We start from the raw sequence: 17,205 nt of genomic DNA on the forward strand, positions 1-17,205 counted from the left end.
AACTGTTGTCCATCCAGGCAACAGACCTGGTTGAAATGGTCAGTATTACTGACCAATCCAGATGTAGCAGTGTAGTCGTCCGTTGCCCAGCCAGACAATGCGCCGCATACCTTGAGGTTGCGGCAAAGCGGTGACCGGGGTCGGACAGTGTCTTAACCCCTCTGAGCAAGGACAATCGATGGCCCGCAAGGTCTTCTACAGTTTTCACTACAAGCGTGACGCCTGGCGCGCCGCGCAGGTTCGCAACAGCAACGTGATCGCCGACGAGGACGAGTACGGCGTCATCGATTCCGTCGACTGGGAAACCATCGAGCGGCAGGGCGACGCCGCCATCAAGCGGTGGATCAACGACCAGCTGAAGGACACTTCAGTGACCGTGGTCCTGATCGGTGCCGAGACGGCCGAGCGCGACTGGGTCGACTATGAGATCCGCAAGAGCTGGGAACGCGGCAACGCCCTGGTCGGCGTGCGCATCCACGCCATGAAGAACCAGGACCGGGAGACCGACGCGCCGGGAGCCAACCCCTTCGCCGCGATGAAGCTGACGGACGGCACGCCGCTCTCCTCCATCGTCAAGATGTACGACTGGGTCTCCGACGACGGTCGCGGGAACCTCGGAGACTGGGTGGAGGAGGCCTACGAGGCGCGCGATGCCTACGACGGTGAGACGAATCTGATGAAGGCCGAGGTGGCGGCGCCCTTCATCCGCTCGACGCCCGTGCCGGAGCCGGCGGTCCTGCCCGCGGCCGAGCCGGCGGTCATCCGGAAGCCCGCCGAGCCGTGGGCGCGGTAGAGACGTCTGCCTTCTCCGACGAGGAGGTGGCGGCCGCGATGGCACGCCACCCTCAGCTTGTCCGAACCGGTCCGGGCACGGTGGAGGGCGGCGTGCTGATCAACGCCGAGTACGAAGGGGAGATCATCAACGAGCGGTTCGACGTCCGGATCACCAAGGCAAACCCTGCTTCTGACCGCGTGCCGGCGCTGTACGAGACCGGCGGACGCACCAACGCCATCGCCGCCAAAAGGGGACTCGCCGACACGCGGGACCTCCATCGCAATCCGGACAATGGGTCGGCCTGCGTGTGCGTGAAACAGGAGGAGGCCACCCGATTTCCGCCCAGCTCGGACCTGTCTTTCTTCATCGACGGCCTAGCCCGCGACTATCTGTATGGCTTGGCCTTTTATGATCGCCACGGACGGTGGCCTTGGGGCGAGCGTGCCCACGGCAGCGTCGGGCTCCTGGAATTTTACGCCGACAACGACGAGCCGCTGACGAACACCGATATCGAGACGATCGTCCCGTACTTCGTCAGGGAGAAAAACTGGCTCGAGTTCGACAAGCAGCTGAGGCGCCCGAAGGAGCACCGGGCCTGCATCTGCGGCTCCGGCGAACCATTCGGCAAGTGTCACCCGAAGGCCCTGCAGGGCCTGCTGGCGTTGACCGCGGAGATCGACCGCCTCGGCATGAAGCGGCGCAGCCTGTTCGACAGGGCACGAACCCAACTGGCAAAGGGCATCTGAAGATGAGCCAGACTGACACCTATCTGGATGGCCCGGTTGAACGTAGGCCAACGGCAGCAGGGCGCTTCCGGGAAGGACTCAGCGACGACGATCGCAAGCTGATGTCGCGCCGGTTCTGGATCAGCGATCCAGAGGCGCTGCCGAATCTTCACTTGCGGGTGCCTGCCAAGGAGGAGGTCCCGGAAATTGAGTACCGCTACGACCTGACGCCGCCCAAGGGTCAAAGTCGGCCCTATGTACGTTGCGCTCATTGCTTTCGTCCCATCCACTGGAGGGGAAACGTCGCCAGGTATGCCGACGGCTCTCGCATACTCCTTGGCTGCGACTGCGGAGAGAAACAGTTTGGCTTTCGATGGACTGATCGCGAAGAAGCCTTCTCGCATCGCATGAGCCGGCACGATCTGCTCGTCCGTCTTGAAGGGCTGGAAGCCGCGCTACCGCTTCTGCATTCCTTCCTGCTGGGCCTCATCGAGCACCCCTGCCTCCGAGAGTTCACCAGCCTGAGGAATGAACTCGACGCGAAGATGCCGGAACTCGTCTCCATTCTCACAAAGGTGTTGCAGGCGTCGGGAGGCACGCTGGAACTCACCGAGCGCATTCGCGACATAGCGGCCGAGATTGCCAGGGACGATCGGCAGAAATACTCGAAGAACCCCGACACGAAGCCGATCTTCAAGAGGATGACCAAGTCGCTCGGTCGTATCGAAGGTGGCGCATTTCTGCTCTATGGTGGATCGCCCAGCGTGGAAGCGCGCAATCTGGCTGATGCCTGCGAGCATCTTCAAGCCAAGTTCGGCCTTGTCGGGAGCGACACGCTTTCGGAGGCATCCGAGCTGCTAGGGAAGGCGGGGAGCATCGTCCAGGCCGCCGACCGCCTCACGGACCGGCTCGCGGCAGCGAACAGATTCTTTGAGCTCGCGAATCTCCAGACCATCACGCAATGGCTGCGCAAGCGCATGCAACTCACCGCCTACTCGGTATCTCGTATGGCCTTTGCGCGGGTAGGGGCAACAGATGCAGTCCGGATAGAACGTCGTTCGATCGCTCTGCCAAGGTGGTCATCTCGAAACAAAATTGGCGAACTGTTGGGCATCTAGAAGAGGAGGGGTGCGCTGTCTGACACAGCGGCACAGTCATTGAGGTGCCGTTGCCCGACCCGCGGAGTTGCTAGGCGCAACACACGAGAGACGCCGCGCTCTGCGTCGTTCTCAGGCAGAAACGACATCATGTTCAGTAGCTCCTGAATGTCGACGAACCGGACTTGAAGGCCGAGAGCTCCATAAAGGTCTGTGTCCCCGCGCCCTTGGTTACAAAGACGTCCGAGCGGCCGTTCCTCCTCTCCAAACGCTCGACCTTGGGATAGAGTCCGAGATACTCCTGGCCGAGAAAGGCCGCGCCCTCGGTGGCCACTAGCGGCAGAATGGCGATACGTCCCTGTCGAAGACCGTCGAAGTAGCCGAGTTCCCAGGGCATCCATTTCGAGTCAGGCGAACTTGTCGACGTGGCGAAGAAAAGCGATTCCGATTGTCTCATCCTGCTCCGGAGAACATCGGCTGTGGCTGGTGTGACTCGGCTTCGTTCGAGCTGCGAGTCGACGATCCAGTCGACGTAGACGTTGTTGCCTGCCTCCTCGAGCAGGGTCTTTACGCCCAAGATCACGTCTGCGTCGGCGACGCAGTGCGATAGGAAGATATCGAAACGATCCGTCTCGCGAACCGCCGCCGTTTCCTCGGAGAGCATCTGTGAGGCGCTCTTGCGCAGGGGCTGAAAGCCGGGTGCGCGCGCGGCGGCACTACGAGCCTCCGTGATGGTGAAGTAAGCCATGTGCCACCGATCCGTTCATGCAACCTCGACTCTCAACGACAGCACAACCATAGGGCGCGTTTCGTGCTCGTGCAATCTTTCCGGCTGCTGAGACAGAGTCGGTTGCGGACCCACACTACCTATCGCCAGCCGTTCGCAAGATCGATAAGTTGGCATCCGATCGCCCGCGAGCGGCGATGACGAGTCAGATACTGGAGCGCTAACTTGAGCCTGTACGAGCTCGCTGTTCTTGGCGATGCCACCGATGCCCAACGGTCGCGCTTGCTCCAGACGGTCCAAGACATGGTGGACGACTTTGGCCTGCGCATCGGCGTCGATGTCGTGGTCCACGACGGTACTTCGGTTCCCAACCGCGATCGGCGCGCGGCCTTCGCGGCGGTCTATTTCGGGGGAGATGCCAACACGGACCTGGCTGCCGTCGATGAACTGATTCGGACGAGCGCGCCCGTAATCCCGACAATCGCTGAAGGAGCCGACTTTGCTACGCAGATTCCTGCTCAGTTGCACTTTGCCAACGGCTTGCGGCGGCGGGCTGATGACCCCGAGATGGCGGCGCTCGCTGCAGGATTACTCGAATGTGTAGGCCTGCTGCGCCGTCAGAGGCGGGCATTCATCAGCTACCGTCGAATTGAGTCTCGTAGCGCGGCGATGCAACTACATGATCTGTTGACGTCGCGAGGATTCGACGTGTTCCTTGACACGCACGATGTGAGGCCAGGGGAGCCCTTCCAGGACGTCTTGTGGCACCGTCTCTGCGATTCGGATGTTCTAGTGATGCTCGACACGCCGACCTACTTCGAAAGCAAATGGACGCGCCATGAGATCGGCCGTGCCAGAGCCAAGGAGATTCACGTGTTGCGGGTGGTATGGCCGGACCATTCGCCCAGCCGTCTGACCGACATGGCCGAGACCATCTATCTGGAGAAGGCGGACCTGGCCGGTGTGGACGGCCCCATTGAGGAGGCAACTTCGGACCGCATCGCGCTTGCTGTGGAGCGGCTGCGAAGCCGCAGCATTGCGTCGCGTTACATGTCGATCACCGGGCGGTTACGTGCCGATGTTGATCGTATCGGCGGCGCGATCACGGCGATCGGCTCACACCGGTCGATCGCCATCCGGCTGTTGGATGATCGGAAGGTATGGGCCTACCCCATTGTCGGCATTCCGACCGCCGAGCTTCTCAATGATGTTGCGGAGAAGGCCCGGCGCGCCGACCAGCGCGAGACGCCAATCTTGGTCTACGACCATGTTGGCATTTCCGAAGCATGGGTGGCGCACCTGAAGTGGCTCGACGACAACATCAAGGCGGTTCGCGCAATCAAGACCGCGGAGATAGGCTGGGCTCTGGCCGCATGGGAAAGCTGATCATGGCCGATGTCATCTTTCTTTCCGCCAGTGTGCCCGATCCGAAGCGGGCCCCGCAGTTTGCGGCGACCGCTGACCCGGTCGCCATTACCGCGGCTGTCACGGCTCTGGTGTACGTGACACTTGGACGTCGCTTGCTGGTCTGGGGCGGACATCCGGCCATCACGCCAATGATATGGGTTGCGGCCGAGAGCATGGATGTCGACTACGCGACTTGGGTCAAGCTCTACCAAAGCAAGTTCTTCGAAGACGATTTTCCGGAGGAGAATGCGCGTTTTGGCAACGTAGTCTTCGTCGACCCCGTGGACAATGATCGAAGAGCCAGTCTTCGCAGCATGCGCGATCGGATGTTTCAAGAGCAACGGTTTCAGGCCGCCGTGTTCATTGGCGGGATGGAGGGCATTCTCGAGGAGCATGAGCTCTTCCATCACTACCAGCCTGATGCCGCCGTTGTTCCCGTCGCTTCGACGGGAGGTGCCACGCTGGAGCTGGCGAGCCGGACCGTACCTGCTTCATCGGATCTTCGCACCGACCTCGACTATGTCGCGCTCTTCCACCGCCAGCTACATATTCAGACGCGGGAGCAACGATACCGCCAGCCTAAGGACCAGCCAGCGGACATGGCCGAGCGCCTATACCGCCGTGGCGGGTAGTTCTCGCTTCTCTGTGACATCATTCTCTCGGGCAACATGGAAGACCCTTGCCGCAGCTCCATAAGAGCTCGAATGCTCCGTCCCGGAGTTTCAGGACGAGGGATTCCAACCTGCATCCCGCGCCGCCTGTTCGATGGTGCTGGGAAAGTACATCTGCAGCAGGCGCCAGTGCTGTCGAAGCGGAAACCGCTGAGACAGGGCATATGCACCCCCTGTCAGAAAGCGCCCAGGATATTTTGCAGTCGCATTGGAAGCATAGCCTAGTAGTTTGTAGTCGACGTACTTCGAACCATCCCACTCCATGATGGCAAAGCCGGTCCGATCATACGACGGCGCCAACATCATGCTATCGAGCGGGTTTGGACCTCGGTTTGGGGTTGGAGGCGGCCCTACACCGTCGATATCGACAACGATAAAGCCGTTACCGCGCTCGAGGCTCTTTGCAATCTCATAACGAACCCAATAGCTTCGCCAAGTGTGTTCGCCGGTCACAACGACCGTCACGCTCGTTCCGTCGACCGCGCTATCGATGGCCCGCTTGATCGCACCGGGAGTGTTCTTTGCGGCCTCGTACAAGCTACGATCCGAGAAAGGACGCTTTACGTTGGCAGCCCGCACGACATCGGAATTGCGGACGATGTTCACTGCCATCACATCGTCGTAGTCGAAACTGAAGAATACGTTCCGCGCCACGGGTCAGGTCTTCAACAGGCTAAGGGCGATGAACGCGATGCCGAGGAGAAGCAGCGTGGCGCCGTGCACCCCGATGACAGCGCCGGCCTTCAGACATGACCAAACCGGCTGTTCGCCAAACACAGCGGCCACGTCCATGACGTACGGATCATCGTCGAGTTCGCCCTTTCTGACGCGGTCATAGAGCTTCCGGAATGCGCGCTCCCGGCCAAGGTACTGCGCATCGAGATACCAGTAGATGCATACGGCTAGAGCGGCGGCTGCCAGAGCAAGCCATGCTGGCACTTTGCGTTCGATGAGGACTAGCGCGACGCCCAGCGCAGCGGGCGACAGCGCTTTCAACGAGAACGCTGCCTTGTCCATTCGCTCAATCGCCTTGCCGATCATCTCAAGGTGCTTCGCACGGTCATATGCCATACAACCATTGGAAGCTTCCTCACAGCACAGTTCAATGTGGATTTCGGTCCGAGACGGTCAGGTGCCACTTGAGCCTGATCGGGCCGCCTGATGGCGTTGGCCCGCGGATCGTAGTATTTTGGGCGGCTTCTGGCCTGTCAGGCGCAAGTCTTGCCGAGAGTGGCGGGAATTTCATAGCGCTCCCGCGGAGACGTAGTTATCAGTTTCATCCACGCTGGGACGCCATCCTTTTGGCATGCGAGCCTCGTTCCTCCTGCCGCCGCGCATTGCGTGATCAGGCCTTGGCGGTACGGCGCGGCAGGATCCACAGGCAGAGCACGGCGATGACGGCGACGAGAGCGGCCATGATCAACATCGTGGCGCGGTAGCTCGAGAGATAGGCCTCGGTCCCGCTGGCGATGACCTGGTGCACGATATCGGGATTGAAGTTGTCGGTATTTCCCGTCTGCACATAGGACTGCAGGATGCCGATGGCCTGGGCCTGTTCGCCGGGTGGGGCGCCGGCTTCCTCGAGACGCTGCCGCAGCGTCGGATTGAACAGACCGTAGAGGAGGGAGGAGCTCAGAGCCAAGCCGAAGGCGAAGCCGAACTGGCCGAACGCGGTGCGCGAGGAGCCGACCGCGCCGACCAGTGCCGGCGGCGGCTTGGAGACGAAGACATTGGCGGTTGGCGCCTGCGTCAGCATCAATCCCGTTCCGGCGGCAAGCAGCGGAACGATGAACATTCCGTACGGAGTCGCCGAACCGGCAAAGGCCATGGCCGCCAGCGCGACCGCCATCGCCAGCAGTCCCGCCGGCGCCAGCAGTCGCATCGAGACGCCCTTCGCCACCAGCCGGCCCGCCCAGCTCGCCGCGGCGATGCAGGCGACGATGAATGGCAATTGTCCCAGGCTCACTTCGATCGGCTTGTAGCGATAGACATACTGCCACAGCAGCGACAGCTGGATGGCGAGCACCGCGTTGCCGACGTTGAACCCGATGCCGGAGAGGGCGCCAACCATCAGCTCGGGATCGGTGAAGGAGCGGATCGGAAAGGCCGGATTGGCCGAGCGCCATTCCCAGACGCCAAAGGCTGCGAGCAACACCAGCCCCGCCAGCAGAGGGGCCATCACCTTGGTGCTGCCCCAGCCCGACGATGCCGCGTTGCTGACGGCGTAAAGGGCGCTGACCAGGCCGAGCGCCACCAGGACAAGACCCAGGCCGTCGAAGCGGCCGGCATCCGGATCCTTCGCTTCGGGGACGACCTTCAGGCACCAGACCAGCGCCATCATGCCGACCAGCGGCCCCACCAGATAGGCTGCCCGCCAGCTGATGCCGGCCAGGTATCCGCCAGCCACGCACAGGATCACGATGGCGAAGGTCTGCAAGGCCAGCCACTTCGCGACGATCCGCGCCAGGTCTTCCGGGTCGCTCGCGATCGTGCGCAGCAGCGCGAAGGACAATCCGAAGGAGGCGGCGAAGCCGACGCCGGACACCGCGCGACCCAGGGCGAAGACGAGCGGGTTCTGGGCCAGCGCGGCAAGCACGCCACCGGCCAGGGTGACGAGCAGGCCAAGCAGCATCACCTTCTTGCGACCAAACCGGTCGCCCAGGCTGCCTGTGGCGAGAATCGTGGCGGCGGTACAGAGCGTGCCGAGGCTGGCGACCAGGGAGCGCTCGGTCCCCGTCATGTGCAAGGCGTTGCCCGCGCCGACGACGGCGATGTTGTGGATCGCCGGATCGAGATTCATGGGCAGAGAGGCGCCGACCAGTGCCAGCAAGGCAGCGCCTGCGGCCGACTTTCGCGCGATGTCGTTCATGACCGGAGGGCTCCCTGATGCAGTTCGTCAATGAGCGCCGCCGGGAGAGCCGAGGGCAGCACGCCGGCGAAGCAGGCGTCGAGGCGCGCCAGGTCGATCGATCCGGCGAGGCCGATGCAGACGATCACGCTGCGATTTCTTTCCAAGGGGCCGACCTCAGCGGTGTCGGGCTCCAGCGACCAGCGACGGCCGGCGAATTGCAGCACGGAGTGGCGATCGGGTGCCTCGATCAACCGCACGATGCCCTTGGCGCGAACCACATCGGCCGGAAGCGCGGCGAGCGCCGCGCGCAACGCCGCACCGTCGAGGGGCAATTCGCTTTCAAAGGTTCGGGTGACGAACATCTGCCCGTGATCGAGATCATGCGACGCGGCGAGACGGGCGCCTGGTATTTCGGTCTCGATCCAGGTGCGAACGGCGCGGCAGGTTTCGGCATCGACGATGTCGGTCCTGCTCAGCACGATCGCGTCCGCGGCGGCAAGCTGCAGGCGCACCAGGTCGCCGACATACTTGTCGTCGGCGCGGGCGCGCACCGTCTCCGCGTCGGCTACCACGACGATGCTGTCGAGCGCGAGCCGGGGATGGCTCTCGGCGTAATGCGAGATCTTGGCGGGATCGGCGACGCCGCTGGCCTCGATGAGAATGCGGTCGGGGCCATCGGGACGCTCGGCGAGGTCGTGCAGCGCCAGTCCAAGATTGTCGCCGATCGAGCAGCACACGCAGCCGTTGGCGAGGTTGATCGTTTCGCCGTCGCGGCTGCTGATCAGGGCGGCGTCGATGTTCACGCTGCCGAAGTCGTTGACCAGGACGGCAAGCTTTACGTTCTGCGCCTCGGCAAGGAGGCGGTTGAGCAAAGTGGTCTTGCCGGCACCCAGGTACCCGCCGATCACGGTGACGGGGATCTGCCTTGTCATCGAAGGTCAGCCGGCGGCGAAGACGCGCCCGCCCACGATCGTGCCGTGAACGGGAATATCCCGGATCGCCATGGAATCGACCGCAAGCGGGTCGCGCGCCAGGATCGTGAAGTCCGCCCGCTTGCCGACGCGGATGCTGCCGATCTCGTGATCGCGATGCAGCAGGTAAGCCGCATTGAACGTCATCATCTTGAGGGCGTCGTAGGCGCTGACCCGCTCTCGCGGGCCGAACACGCGGCCGGTGGCACTGACCCGATTGGCGGCACACCACAGGGTGAGCAGCGGATCGACTGGCGACACCGGCGTGTCGCTGTGGGCGGAAACGACAACGCCAAGGCGGAGCGCGGTCGCCGCTGGATTGAGCGCCGCCGTACGGAAGGCACCGAACGTGTGGGCGCGATGGAATTCGCCCCAGTAGTACAGATGATTGGAGAACAGCGTCGCATGGATGCCGAGTGACACCATGCGGCGGAGCAGCGATTCGTCGAGCAGCTGACCGTGGACGATGAAGTGGCGATGATCGAAGCGCGGCTTGGCTGCCTGCGCCAATGCCACGGCCTCGATGAACATCTCGGCCGCCTGGTCGGCGTTGCAATGAGCCACGATCTGCAGACCGGCATTATGCAAAGCCGGCACCAGCGTGCGCAGCTCGTCCGGGGCGCGATTCCATAGGCCGTTCTCGCCGCTGCCGAGATAGCCCGGCGGCCGCAGCCTGCCGGTGAAGCCCTGGTTGGAGCCGTCGAGAATGATCTTGATGCCCTGGAAGGCGAGCTTGTCGTTGCCCTTGCCTTCCAAGGCCTTGGCGAACCGGATCATGTCGTCTGCGCCGGGGACGGTGATGCCGTTGTTGTGGGCCACGATACGGGCTGGAAAATCCTCGGCAGCCGTAGCGGCGAGCGCGGCGGACAGGAAGGCAGGATCGAAGTAGGTGCTGCCGCCGCCATCGACGATGGTGGTGGCACCGCGGGCCTGGGCGACGCGCGCGAAGTTGTAGAACTGGGCGGCATCGGTCGAGCCGCCGATCATGTCGGCGGCCACGGCCCTGACGGCCACCAGCATCGCCGCCATCTCGCGAAGCTCACCGGTTGGCGCGCCCGAGGCATCACGCAACACGCCGGGCGCCTTGATCGCCGCATAGTTTGCCACGTCGAGGGTGGCGCTATTCACCGAAGCGACGTGGCAACTCGCGTGGAGCAGGAAGATCGGGCGGGTCTTGGAAACCTGGTCGAGTTCGAGACGGGTGATCGGCGCGATCGGATCGTTGAGGGAGGGATCCACGCCCCAGCCGACCAACGGCTTGGTGGGATCGGTCATCCTGGACTCGATCTCCCTCAGGCGATTGACCAGCGCCGCGTTGTTGGTGAGCCCCTTCTGCAACGTGCCCGCGGGATCGTAGCGATCGATCGGCCCGACATAGTGCGCCTTGGCCCACAGAAGGCCATCGAGGAGGTGGGCATGGCTTTCGATCAGGCCCGGTATCAGGATGCTGTCGGCGAAGCGATTGTCGAGCGTGTAAGGGCCCCACGCGCCACAATCATCGAGGTTGCCGACCTCCAGGATGATCCCATCGCGCACGGCGACGTGCGTCGCTTCCTCGACGGACGCGTCCATGGTGATGATTTTTTTGGCGCTGAAGACGGTGATGGGCCCAGGCATGGTCGTCTCTCCTCGATGAAGTCGCGGGGGCGGTTATTTTGGAATGGGGACTGGATCTGCAGGCGAAGCTGCCAGTCGGCGTCGCAGAGGAAAGATCCCACGGCGCTTGGTCCGATCAGAAGCGGAGGCCGATGCCGATGACCGGTCCATGCAGCACGAGGTTCATGCCGGAGGCATCGAAGCCCGAGCCGGCGCCGTAGTTCACGCCGATCGCGCGATAGCCGATCACGGCGGCGAGGACAGTGCGGTCGATCTGCCACTCGTAGCTGTAGACGCCGAGCGCCTGCCACGTCAGCTGGCTGCCCAGCCCAAAGCCACCGATGTCGCCGCGAACCAGAATTTCCTGATGCGGCGTGAAGCGGTGCCTCAAGCGCAGGCCGACCAGCGGATCGACCCACTGCATGGTGTTTGAGAGCGAGATGCCGAACTGGCGCGATGCCTCGATGCCGAGCGGCGCATAGCTCGCCGTTCCCAGCGCATCGACCGAGGCGTAGGTCGAGCTGTTCCAGTAGCGGAAACCCAATAAGGCATCGACCGCGGTGAAGGAACCGTCGGAGCCCGGCCAGCGCTCGACCTCGTAGAGACCGCCCATCTCGGCGATCACCATGTCGGTGACGAGTGCGGCGTTGGCCGTGACACTGATCTGCAGGCCTGGCAGCGGGTTGCGATAGGCGGCCATCGAGCGGGCAAAGCCGAGCCTGGTCCACACCAGATCGCCGTAGAAGCCCACGCGGCCCTTGTCGGCCTCGAAGTAGCTCATCCAGCCGATGAGAGAATCGCTCTTCTGCAACAGGTCGATGAAGCTCGCATTGACGTCGACCGTCTGGCCCCGTGCCGTGACGGAGCCGGCGACATTGATCGCCCAGCCATAGGCGGTGAAGCCAATGCGCCATGGATCGGGGTCGAGCGAGGACGGATCGGGCACGGTGGTGGCGGTTGCTGCGTCAGGCGAACGCTGTCCATCCGCAGAGGCGCTTGAAGCGCCTGCGACGATTCCTATTGCCAGAGCGATGCCTATCGTCAGCGACTTCCGGAAATCGATCAATGGCGACACATGCGGTCCTGACCCTCACGACATTCGAGTAGCCGCAGCGGCAATTCGCCCGCTATCCGCTTATCGCAGAACTGCGAGGCTGCGGGCGCGATCTCGTCCCCAGCGCCTTGGTAAGCGTATCGCTCGGCCGTTCACCGAAAGTCGCTGCATAGTTCGCGGCAAAGCGGCTGAGGTGCCAGAAGCCAAGCCTGAAGGCGACATCCGTCACCGTGGTTTCCGCCCCGGGCTGGCGTAGCATCGCGCGTGCCCGCCATAACCGGCGCCAACGCTGGTATTCCCATGGCGACTTGCCGGTCCGGAGCTGGACGATCGCTTCGAGCGACCGCCGTGAAGCGCCGCACCGGCGGCAGAGGTCTGCCATGTCGATCGGCTGGTCGCCGGCTGCGTCGAGTGCATCCTCGAAGCGCAGCATGATTCTGGTATGCCGGCCGGCTGTCGCCCGGTCGGGTCGGAATGTGCCGGCCTCCCCCATCGCCACGATGGCTTCGAGCATGTTGTTGCGCAAGGCCGCGCGCACGCCGGCAGATTGAATGGCTCGAGGCTCGGTATCGAGCTGGGTCAGCATGATCTGGGACAGGGTGACGAAGCGCTGGCGCGGTACGGTTGAGGCGAGGCGCCACCGTCCGGCGCTGTCCGGACTGGACGCTCCGAATGGCAGCTCGAGCTCTGGTGCCCGGGCGAACCGCGAGGCTTCAAAGCCGAACGTCGTGACGTCCGCTTTGTCGGCGCTGCGCATCGTGCCACCTTCACCTGGTCGCACCGCCACGAGTTCGGCGCTTCCGACGTCCTCGCCATTTGCCGAACAGCGCGGGCTCATGACGTGCCAGACCTTGAAGTTCGGGACGCGTTCGTCGGTCGTCACGACGCTGGCTTGGTCGACCTCCAGGCGGCTGAGGACGAGCCCATCGACGTGAAAATGCCAGTACCGGCCGCCAAAAGACGGCCCGGACTCGGATACGCAATAGAAGTTCGCACCGGGGATGGCGCGCGCCAGATCTTCGCCATTGTCCGATGCTGTCCGACGATAGATGTACATCGTCTGCCTGCTCCCCGTGGAAGTCTGCCACAATTCAGGATCGATGCCGCCGGAAAAGTGCACCGCCCTCGCATAGGAGCGGCTCTGGATAGGTACGGCCCCTCGCTGTCCTCGAAACTGCGGTCTTCCAACCGCTGCTTTTGCGCAGGGCGGATAGCGGGCCATCGATCGGCGCGATAGCGAGAAAGCGAAGGAGATCTCATGACCTGTCTTCGCCTGACAGCGCTGGGGATCGCGATAGCTGTCGTCGCGGCGGGGCGCTTGCAGGCTCAGGCCGAGACGCCACCCACGGCTTCGTCGCCTGGGATATTCGATTACAGCGACACGTCGATCAGCTGGTCGTTCAACTTCACCACGCGCGAGCCGAACGTGCTGTGGTCCGCAACCAAGAACGTGTTCACGCTCAACCATATCGACGCGTGGAAGTACGGCACCAACTACCTGAACGTCGATCTGCTGAAATCGGACAACAGGGATCCGGAAGCGCCTTGGGGCGGGCCAGGGTATCCTGTGCCAGGGAATGGAGTCGGCTCGGGTGCCTTCGAAGCTTACGCGCTCTATCGCGGTGCACTCAGCCTCAACCAGATGTTCGATACCGTGACATTCACGTTCGGGCCGGTGAGCGACGTTGCCCTTTATTTCGGCGGCGACATCAACAGCAAGAACACGGCCATGGCGCCGCGCAAGAAGGACGTGCTGGTGGGGCTGCAGGCATCGCTGAAGGTGCCCGGCTACTTCAACGTATCGGCCAACTTCTACAAGGAATGGAACCACAACGGCATCGTCGAGCTGCAGGGCAGCCCGCCAGGAACATCCGTCGATGTCAACTTCGCCCCCACCGCCGCATTCGAATCAGAGTATATGCAGCCGCTCGGCTTCCTGGGCGTCCCACTGAAAGTGAGCGGTCGCACGAGCGTCGTGCTGCCCAAGGGAACCGACGGATTCGGACGTCAGACGGTAGCGGAGTTCCTGACCGACAACCGCCTGACGCTCGACCTTGGCCGGCTGATAGCGGATAAATCCAATGTCTTCGATGTGTTCGCCGGCTATCGCTTCTGGCTGAACAAGTTCGGCAACAACCCCTATCCGCCGTCGATCCCGTCGGTTCCTGGTACGATGGAAAGCACATTCTACGTGGGCGTCACCTGGCATGTCTTCTAGGAGCCTCAAACCACTCGTAATCGCCGTCCTGACGGTGCTCACGCTTGCGGCATGCGGCCCGCGCGACGACCACGTGACCACCGTCGGGAACGAGACCTATGTACTGTTCCATGGGCTCGACAGGGTCTGCGTCTACAATGGGCTGATGAAGGAACTCACCGACCACGACTGGACGGTTACGGACGTCTCCGACACGCAGATCGTGGCGCAACAGCGTGCGCCTGCATGGATCAACACGGCGGTATTGATGGCGAGCTTCGATCCACCTCAAGTCAGGATGACGCTGACGCTCGTGACCGTCGGTACCGATGTGAAAGTCGTCGTCGAATCGGGCGCAATCGCTGATCCACGCGCAGACAAGCAGCGCGTTCAGCCCATTCATGCGACGTCGCAAATGACGACGGTCTTCAACAACTCCGTGCGGCGTATCGACCAGGCCTGCCGACGCTGAGTCTACAGCCGCAGGACGCGCTTGGCGTTGCCATTGCAGATCTTGGCGCGGACGGCGTCGGTGAGCGGTGCGCTCTCGATGAAGGTGCCGGCCTGCTTCGAGTCCTGATACGGATAATCGACCGAGAACATCACCTTGTCGTCACCGAGCGCGGCGAGGGCCTCGGCGAGCGGGATCGGATCGCATACGCCCGACGTCGTGATGACGAAGTTGCGGCGGAAGAAGAAGGAGGGTCGTTCCTCCGGCGCGAGCGGCCGTCCGACCTCGAGTTCATAGCGATTGTCGAGCCGCCACAGCAGGAAGGGCAGGGTCTCGCCCATATGGCCGAGAATGACCGTGAGCCGCGGAAAGCGCTGGAAGAGCCCGGAGAAGATCAGGCGCAGGGCATGGGCGCCGGTGTCCGCGGTCCAGGCCCAGACCGGCCCTTCGAGCTCGGGACGGCCGGCGAACATCGCCGGGCTGTCGCTCAGATCGCCCGGATGCAGATAGACCGGGACGTCCAGGTCCTGGACCCGTTCCCAGAAGGGCAGAAACCGGCTGTCGTCGAGATAGTGGCCGTTGGTCTGGCCGTTGATCAGCGCGCCCTTGAACTTCAGGTCCTTGACGGCGCGCTGCAGTTCGTCGGCCGCGGCGGCCGGGTCCTGCATCGGAACCGCGGCGAAGCCGCCATAGCGCTGCGGCCGCTTCTGGATCTCCTGCGCCAGGAAATCGTTGGCCTGCCGGGCGAGGCGCACCGCCACGGCCGTGTCCTTCTCGCCCTGGATGCCGGGCGTGGTGAGCGACAGGACCGACATCTCGATGCCGGCCGAGTCCATGGCCGCCAGTCGCAGGTCACCGAAATCCGCCAGCCGGCGCTCGATATCGGCGAAGATCGTCGCGTTTCGGGTCGGCCTCGCCACCAGCCCGCGCTGCTCGAACTCAGGCAGGCTGAAATGCTCCTCGAGCGCGATCTTGGGCGTGCCGGTCGCCGCCGTCGCCGATATCGCGGGGAAACCGGTCGCGCCGATGCTCGCCCCGAACTTCATCAATTGGCGCCGGCCGATTCCGCGCCGATACGGCAATGTCCTCATGCGTCCCCCTCCGACCGACTAAATCCAACCCGGCATCGGTGCGCTAGCCGATTCTCGCAGAACAGGGGCTCCGATCCTCGGTCCGGTGCCAGTGTTCGGCGGTCGGCCGCCCGCCACCCTTGACGCAAGTCATTGTGGCTGCGTCAACGGCCTACAATGTTGCGATGCCGCCGTTGTATGGTGGGGGACTTGGAGCGGCGGTGGCAGGCTGCCGGCGCCAGGGTATGGGGGAGACGTATGATCGTGCGTTCGGCTGTTTGCCGTGTGTTGCCGTTTCTGTGCGTGTTCTGGCTGCAATCGTCCGCCTGGGCCGACGAACTGCGTGTCGTGGAGACGAGCCCGACCGACCATCAGGTCATCCAGGGCCAGCTCAATTCCTTCTATGTGCGATTCGATCGTCCGGTCGATCACATATGGTCGAGGCTCAAGATCGAGCGGGACGGCAAGGTCATCGAGACCTTGCATCCCCGGTTCGAAGCCGAACCCGAAGTGCTCTATGCCGCCTCGCCGACGCTGGCGCCGGGCGCCTATCGCCTGCGCTGGTCGGTGCGGTCGCTCGAGAAGACGGATCTGGAGGATGGATCGATCTCCTTCACGATCGCGCCCAAGCAGTAAGCAACCCATTGATCCAGCTCAAAGTGGTTGCGTCGCGGCGACGGCACACTGTGGGCAGCTTTGAGGAGATACGTCATGAAAAGAGCCTTGTTCGTGGCCGCCGCCCTGGCGGCGCTTCCGGTGGCCGCCCAGGCGCAGAAGATGAACCCGCAGCCGAACTTCTATTTCGGGGCTGAGGGCGGACTGAACTGGATGCTGAACACCACGGTGACGGCATACAACCTGCCCGGCCAGCCGACCTACAACGTCAGCCCGACCACCGGTTTCGCCGTTGGTGGCATCGTTGGCTATGACTTCGTCGGTCCGCGTGTCGAGTTGGAGACGGTCTATCGCCAGACTCCGAACAACGTCGCCATCAACGGCACGGCAATCATGAACAAGGTCGGCCAGCTCGGCGTGTTGGCCAACTTCCTGTATGACTTCATGCCCGGCCAGGCGTTCACGCCGTATGTCGGCGTCGGCGCCGGTGTCGGCTTCGTCGACAGCGCGACCTCGCTGGGCAGCACCGTGTTCGCCTACCAGGGCATCCTCGGTGTCAGCTACTGGGTCGACAACAACATCCGCGTGAGCCTGGACGGCCGCTACTACGGCACCACCAACCCGACACTCTATTCCGCCAACTGGACCAACCAGAACTTCGGCGTGATGCTGGGCGTGACGGTCAAGCTGGGACCGCCGCAGGTTGTCGAGCCGCCGCCGGCCCCACCGGTCACGGCCCCGTCCTTCATGGTGTTCTTCGATTGGGACCGCTCGACGCTGTCGGCCCAGGCCCTGAACACGATCAAGCAGGCGGCTGACGTCTACAAGACCAAGGGCAATGCCCGCATCACGGCGACCGGCCACACCGACACATCGGGCCCGGAGAGCTACAACATGGCGCTGTCGCTGCGTCGTGCGAATGCGGTCAAGGACGCTCTGGTGCGCAACGGCGTGCCGGCCACGGCGATCTCGGTCGTCGGCAAGGGCGAGCAGGGCCT

The 17,205-nt window shown here is 63.3% G+C and carries 18 protein-coding genes; 9 read left to right on the plus strand and 9 right to left on the minus strand.

Annotated elements, in window-relative coordinates; translation table 11 throughout:
- Window positions 1–178 precede the first annotated feature (178 nt).
- The 3 genes from B5D62_RS24045 (at window position 179) to B5D62_RS24055 (ending at window position 2,618) form a co-directional block, all read left to right on the plus strand.
- Entirely contained in the window at window positions 179–793 is a 615-nt protein-coding gene (locus tag B5D62_RS24045) for a TIR domain-containing protein (protein WP_085936576.1), read from the plus strand.
- Between the two features lie 92 nt (window positions 794–885).
- Window positions 886–1,521 carry a hypothetical protein gene (locus B5D62_RS24050; RefSeq protein WP_139374059.1) on the plus strand — a complete coding sequence of 212 codons (636 nt, stop codon included), beginning with the start codon at window positions 886–888 and terminating at the stop codon, window positions 1,519–1,521.
- Window positions 1,522–1,523: 2 nt separating this feature from the next.
- Window positions 1,524–2,618, plus strand: coding sequence for a hypothetical protein (locus tag B5D62_RS24055; RefSeq protein WP_085936578.1), 1,095 nt, complete (start codon window positions 1,524–1,526; stop codon window positions 2,616–2,618).
- 133 nt (window positions 2,619–2,751) lie between these two features.
- On the opposite strand, the gene B5D62_RS24060 is transcribed toward B5D62_RS24055, so the two are convergent.
- Complete coding sequence (locus B5D62_RS24060) at window positions 2,752–3,261, minus strand: TIR domain-containing protein (RefSeq protein ID WP_170921101.1); 510 nt, start codon at window positions 3,259–3,261, stop codon at window positions 2,752–2,754.
- A 288-nt stretch (window positions 3,262–3,549) separates the two neighbouring features.
- Here B5D62_RS24060 and B5D62_RS24065 point away from each other — a divergent pair, with 288 nt between their 5' ends.
- On the plus strand, window positions 3,550–4,710 hold the full coding sequence (locus B5D62_RS24065) for a toll/interleukin-1 receptor domain-containing protein (RefSeq protein ID WP_085936579.1): 1,161 nt from the start codon (window positions 3,550–3,552) through the stop codon (window positions 4,708–4,710).
- 2 nt (window positions 4,711–4,712) lie between these two features.
- Entirely contained in the window at window positions 4,713–5,363 is a 651-nt protein-coding gene (locus tag B5D62_RS24070) for an SLOG domain-containing protein (RefSeq protein ID WP_085936580.1), read from the plus strand.
- Between the two features lie 90 nt (window positions 5,364–5,453).
- Here the strand turns inward: B5D62_RS24070 and B5D62_RS24075 are convergent, their stop codons facing one another.
- The 7 genes from B5D62_RS24075 to B5D62_RS24105 form a co-directional block, all read right to left on the minus strand.
- The gene (locus B5D62_RS24075; RefSeq protein ID WP_085936581.1) at window positions 5,454–6,056 is read right to left on the minus strand and encodes a TIR domain-containing protein; all 603 of its coding nucleotides are present in this window, start codon (window positions 6,054–6,056) and stop codon (window positions 5,454–5,456) included.
- 3 nt (window positions 6,057–6,059) lie between these two features.
- Window positions 6,060–6,443 (minus strand): hypothetical protein, encoded by a 384-nt coding sequence (locus B5D62_RS24080; protein ID WP_139374061.1) that lies wholly within the window; start codon window positions 6,441–6,443, stop codon window positions 6,060–6,062.
- A 304-nt stretch (window positions 6,444–6,747) separates the two neighbouring features.
- A complete protein-coding gene (locus B5D62_RS24085) occupies window positions 6,748–8,271 on the minus strand; it encodes an MFS transporter (protein ID WP_085936583.1) in 1,524 nt (507 codons plus the stop codon).
- Window positions 8,268–9,185: a CobW family GTP-binding protein gene (locus tag B5D62_RS24090; protein WP_085936584.1), complete on the minus strand. Its 918-nt coding sequence runs from the start codon at window positions 9,183–9,185 to the stop codon at window positions 8,268–8,270. Before B5D62_RS24090 ends, B5D62_RS24085 begins: the two co-directional genes overlap by 4 nt.
- A gap of 6 nt (window positions 9,186–9,191) precedes the next feature.
- Complete coding sequence (locus B5D62_RS24095; RefSeq protein ID WP_085936585.1) at window positions 9,192–10,841, minus strand: amidohydrolase; 1,650 nt, start codon at window positions 10,839–10,841, stop codon at window positions 9,192–9,194.
- A gap of 115 nt (window positions 10,842–10,956) precedes the next feature.
- Complete coding sequence (locus B5D62_RS24100; protein WP_085936586.1) at window positions 10,957–11,766, minus strand: hypothetical protein; 810 nt, start codon at window positions 11,764–11,766, stop codon at window positions 10,957–10,959.
- A gap of 181 nt (window positions 11,767–11,947) precedes the next feature.
- Window positions 11,948–12,931, minus strand: coding sequence for a helix-turn-helix domain-containing protein (locus B5D62_RS24105; RefSeq protein ID WP_170921102.1), 984 nt, complete (start codon window positions 12,929–12,931; stop codon window positions 11,948–11,950).
- A 201-nt stretch (window positions 12,932–13,132) separates the two neighbouring features.
- Here B5D62_RS24105 and B5D62_RS24110 point away from each other — a divergent pair, with 201 nt between their 5' ends.
- Window positions 13,133–14,092, plus strand: a complete 960-nt coding sequence (locus tag B5D62_RS24110) for a hypothetical protein (protein ID WP_170921103.1) — start codon at window positions 13,133–13,135, stop codon at window positions 14,090–14,092.
- Window positions 14,082–14,543 (plus strand): hypothetical protein, encoded by a 462-nt coding sequence (locus B5D62_RS24115; protein WP_139374063.1) that lies wholly within the window; start codon window positions 14,082–14,084, stop codon window positions 14,541–14,543. The genes B5D62_RS24110 and B5D62_RS24115 overlap by 11 nt, the downstream gene beginning before the upstream one ends.
- Before the next feature lie 2 nt (window positions 14,544–14,545).
- On the opposite strand, the gene B5D62_RS24120 is transcribed toward B5D62_RS24115, so the two are convergent.
- Window positions 14,546–15,613: an amidohydrolase family protein gene (locus tag B5D62_RS24120; protein WP_218191267.1), complete on the minus strand. Its 1,068-nt coding sequence runs from the start codon at window positions 15,611–15,613 to the stop codon at window positions 14,546–14,548.
- 243 nt (window positions 15,614–15,856) lie between these two features.
- Between B5D62_RS24120 and B5D62_RS24125 the strand changes: the two genes are divergently transcribed.
- Together B5D62_RS24125 and B5D62_RS24130 are read left to right on the plus strand one after the other, a co-directional pair.
- Complete coding sequence (locus tag B5D62_RS24125; RefSeq protein WP_170921104.1) at window positions 15,857–16,228, plus strand: copper resistance CopC family protein; 372 nt, start codon at window positions 15,857–15,859, stop codon at window positions 16,226–16,228.
- Window positions 16,229–16,303: 75 nt separating this feature from the next.
- Window positions 16,304–17,205: OmpA family protein (locus B5D62_RS24130; RefSeq protein WP_085936591.1), on the plus strand; the 902-nt coding region annotated here is incomplete at its 3' end.

The sequence above is a fragment of the Enhydrobacter aerosaccus genome (assembly GCF_900167455.1).
Classification (GTDB): Bacteria; Pseudomonadota; Alphaproteobacteria; order Reyranellales; family Reyranellaceae; genus Reyranella; species Reyranella aerosaccus.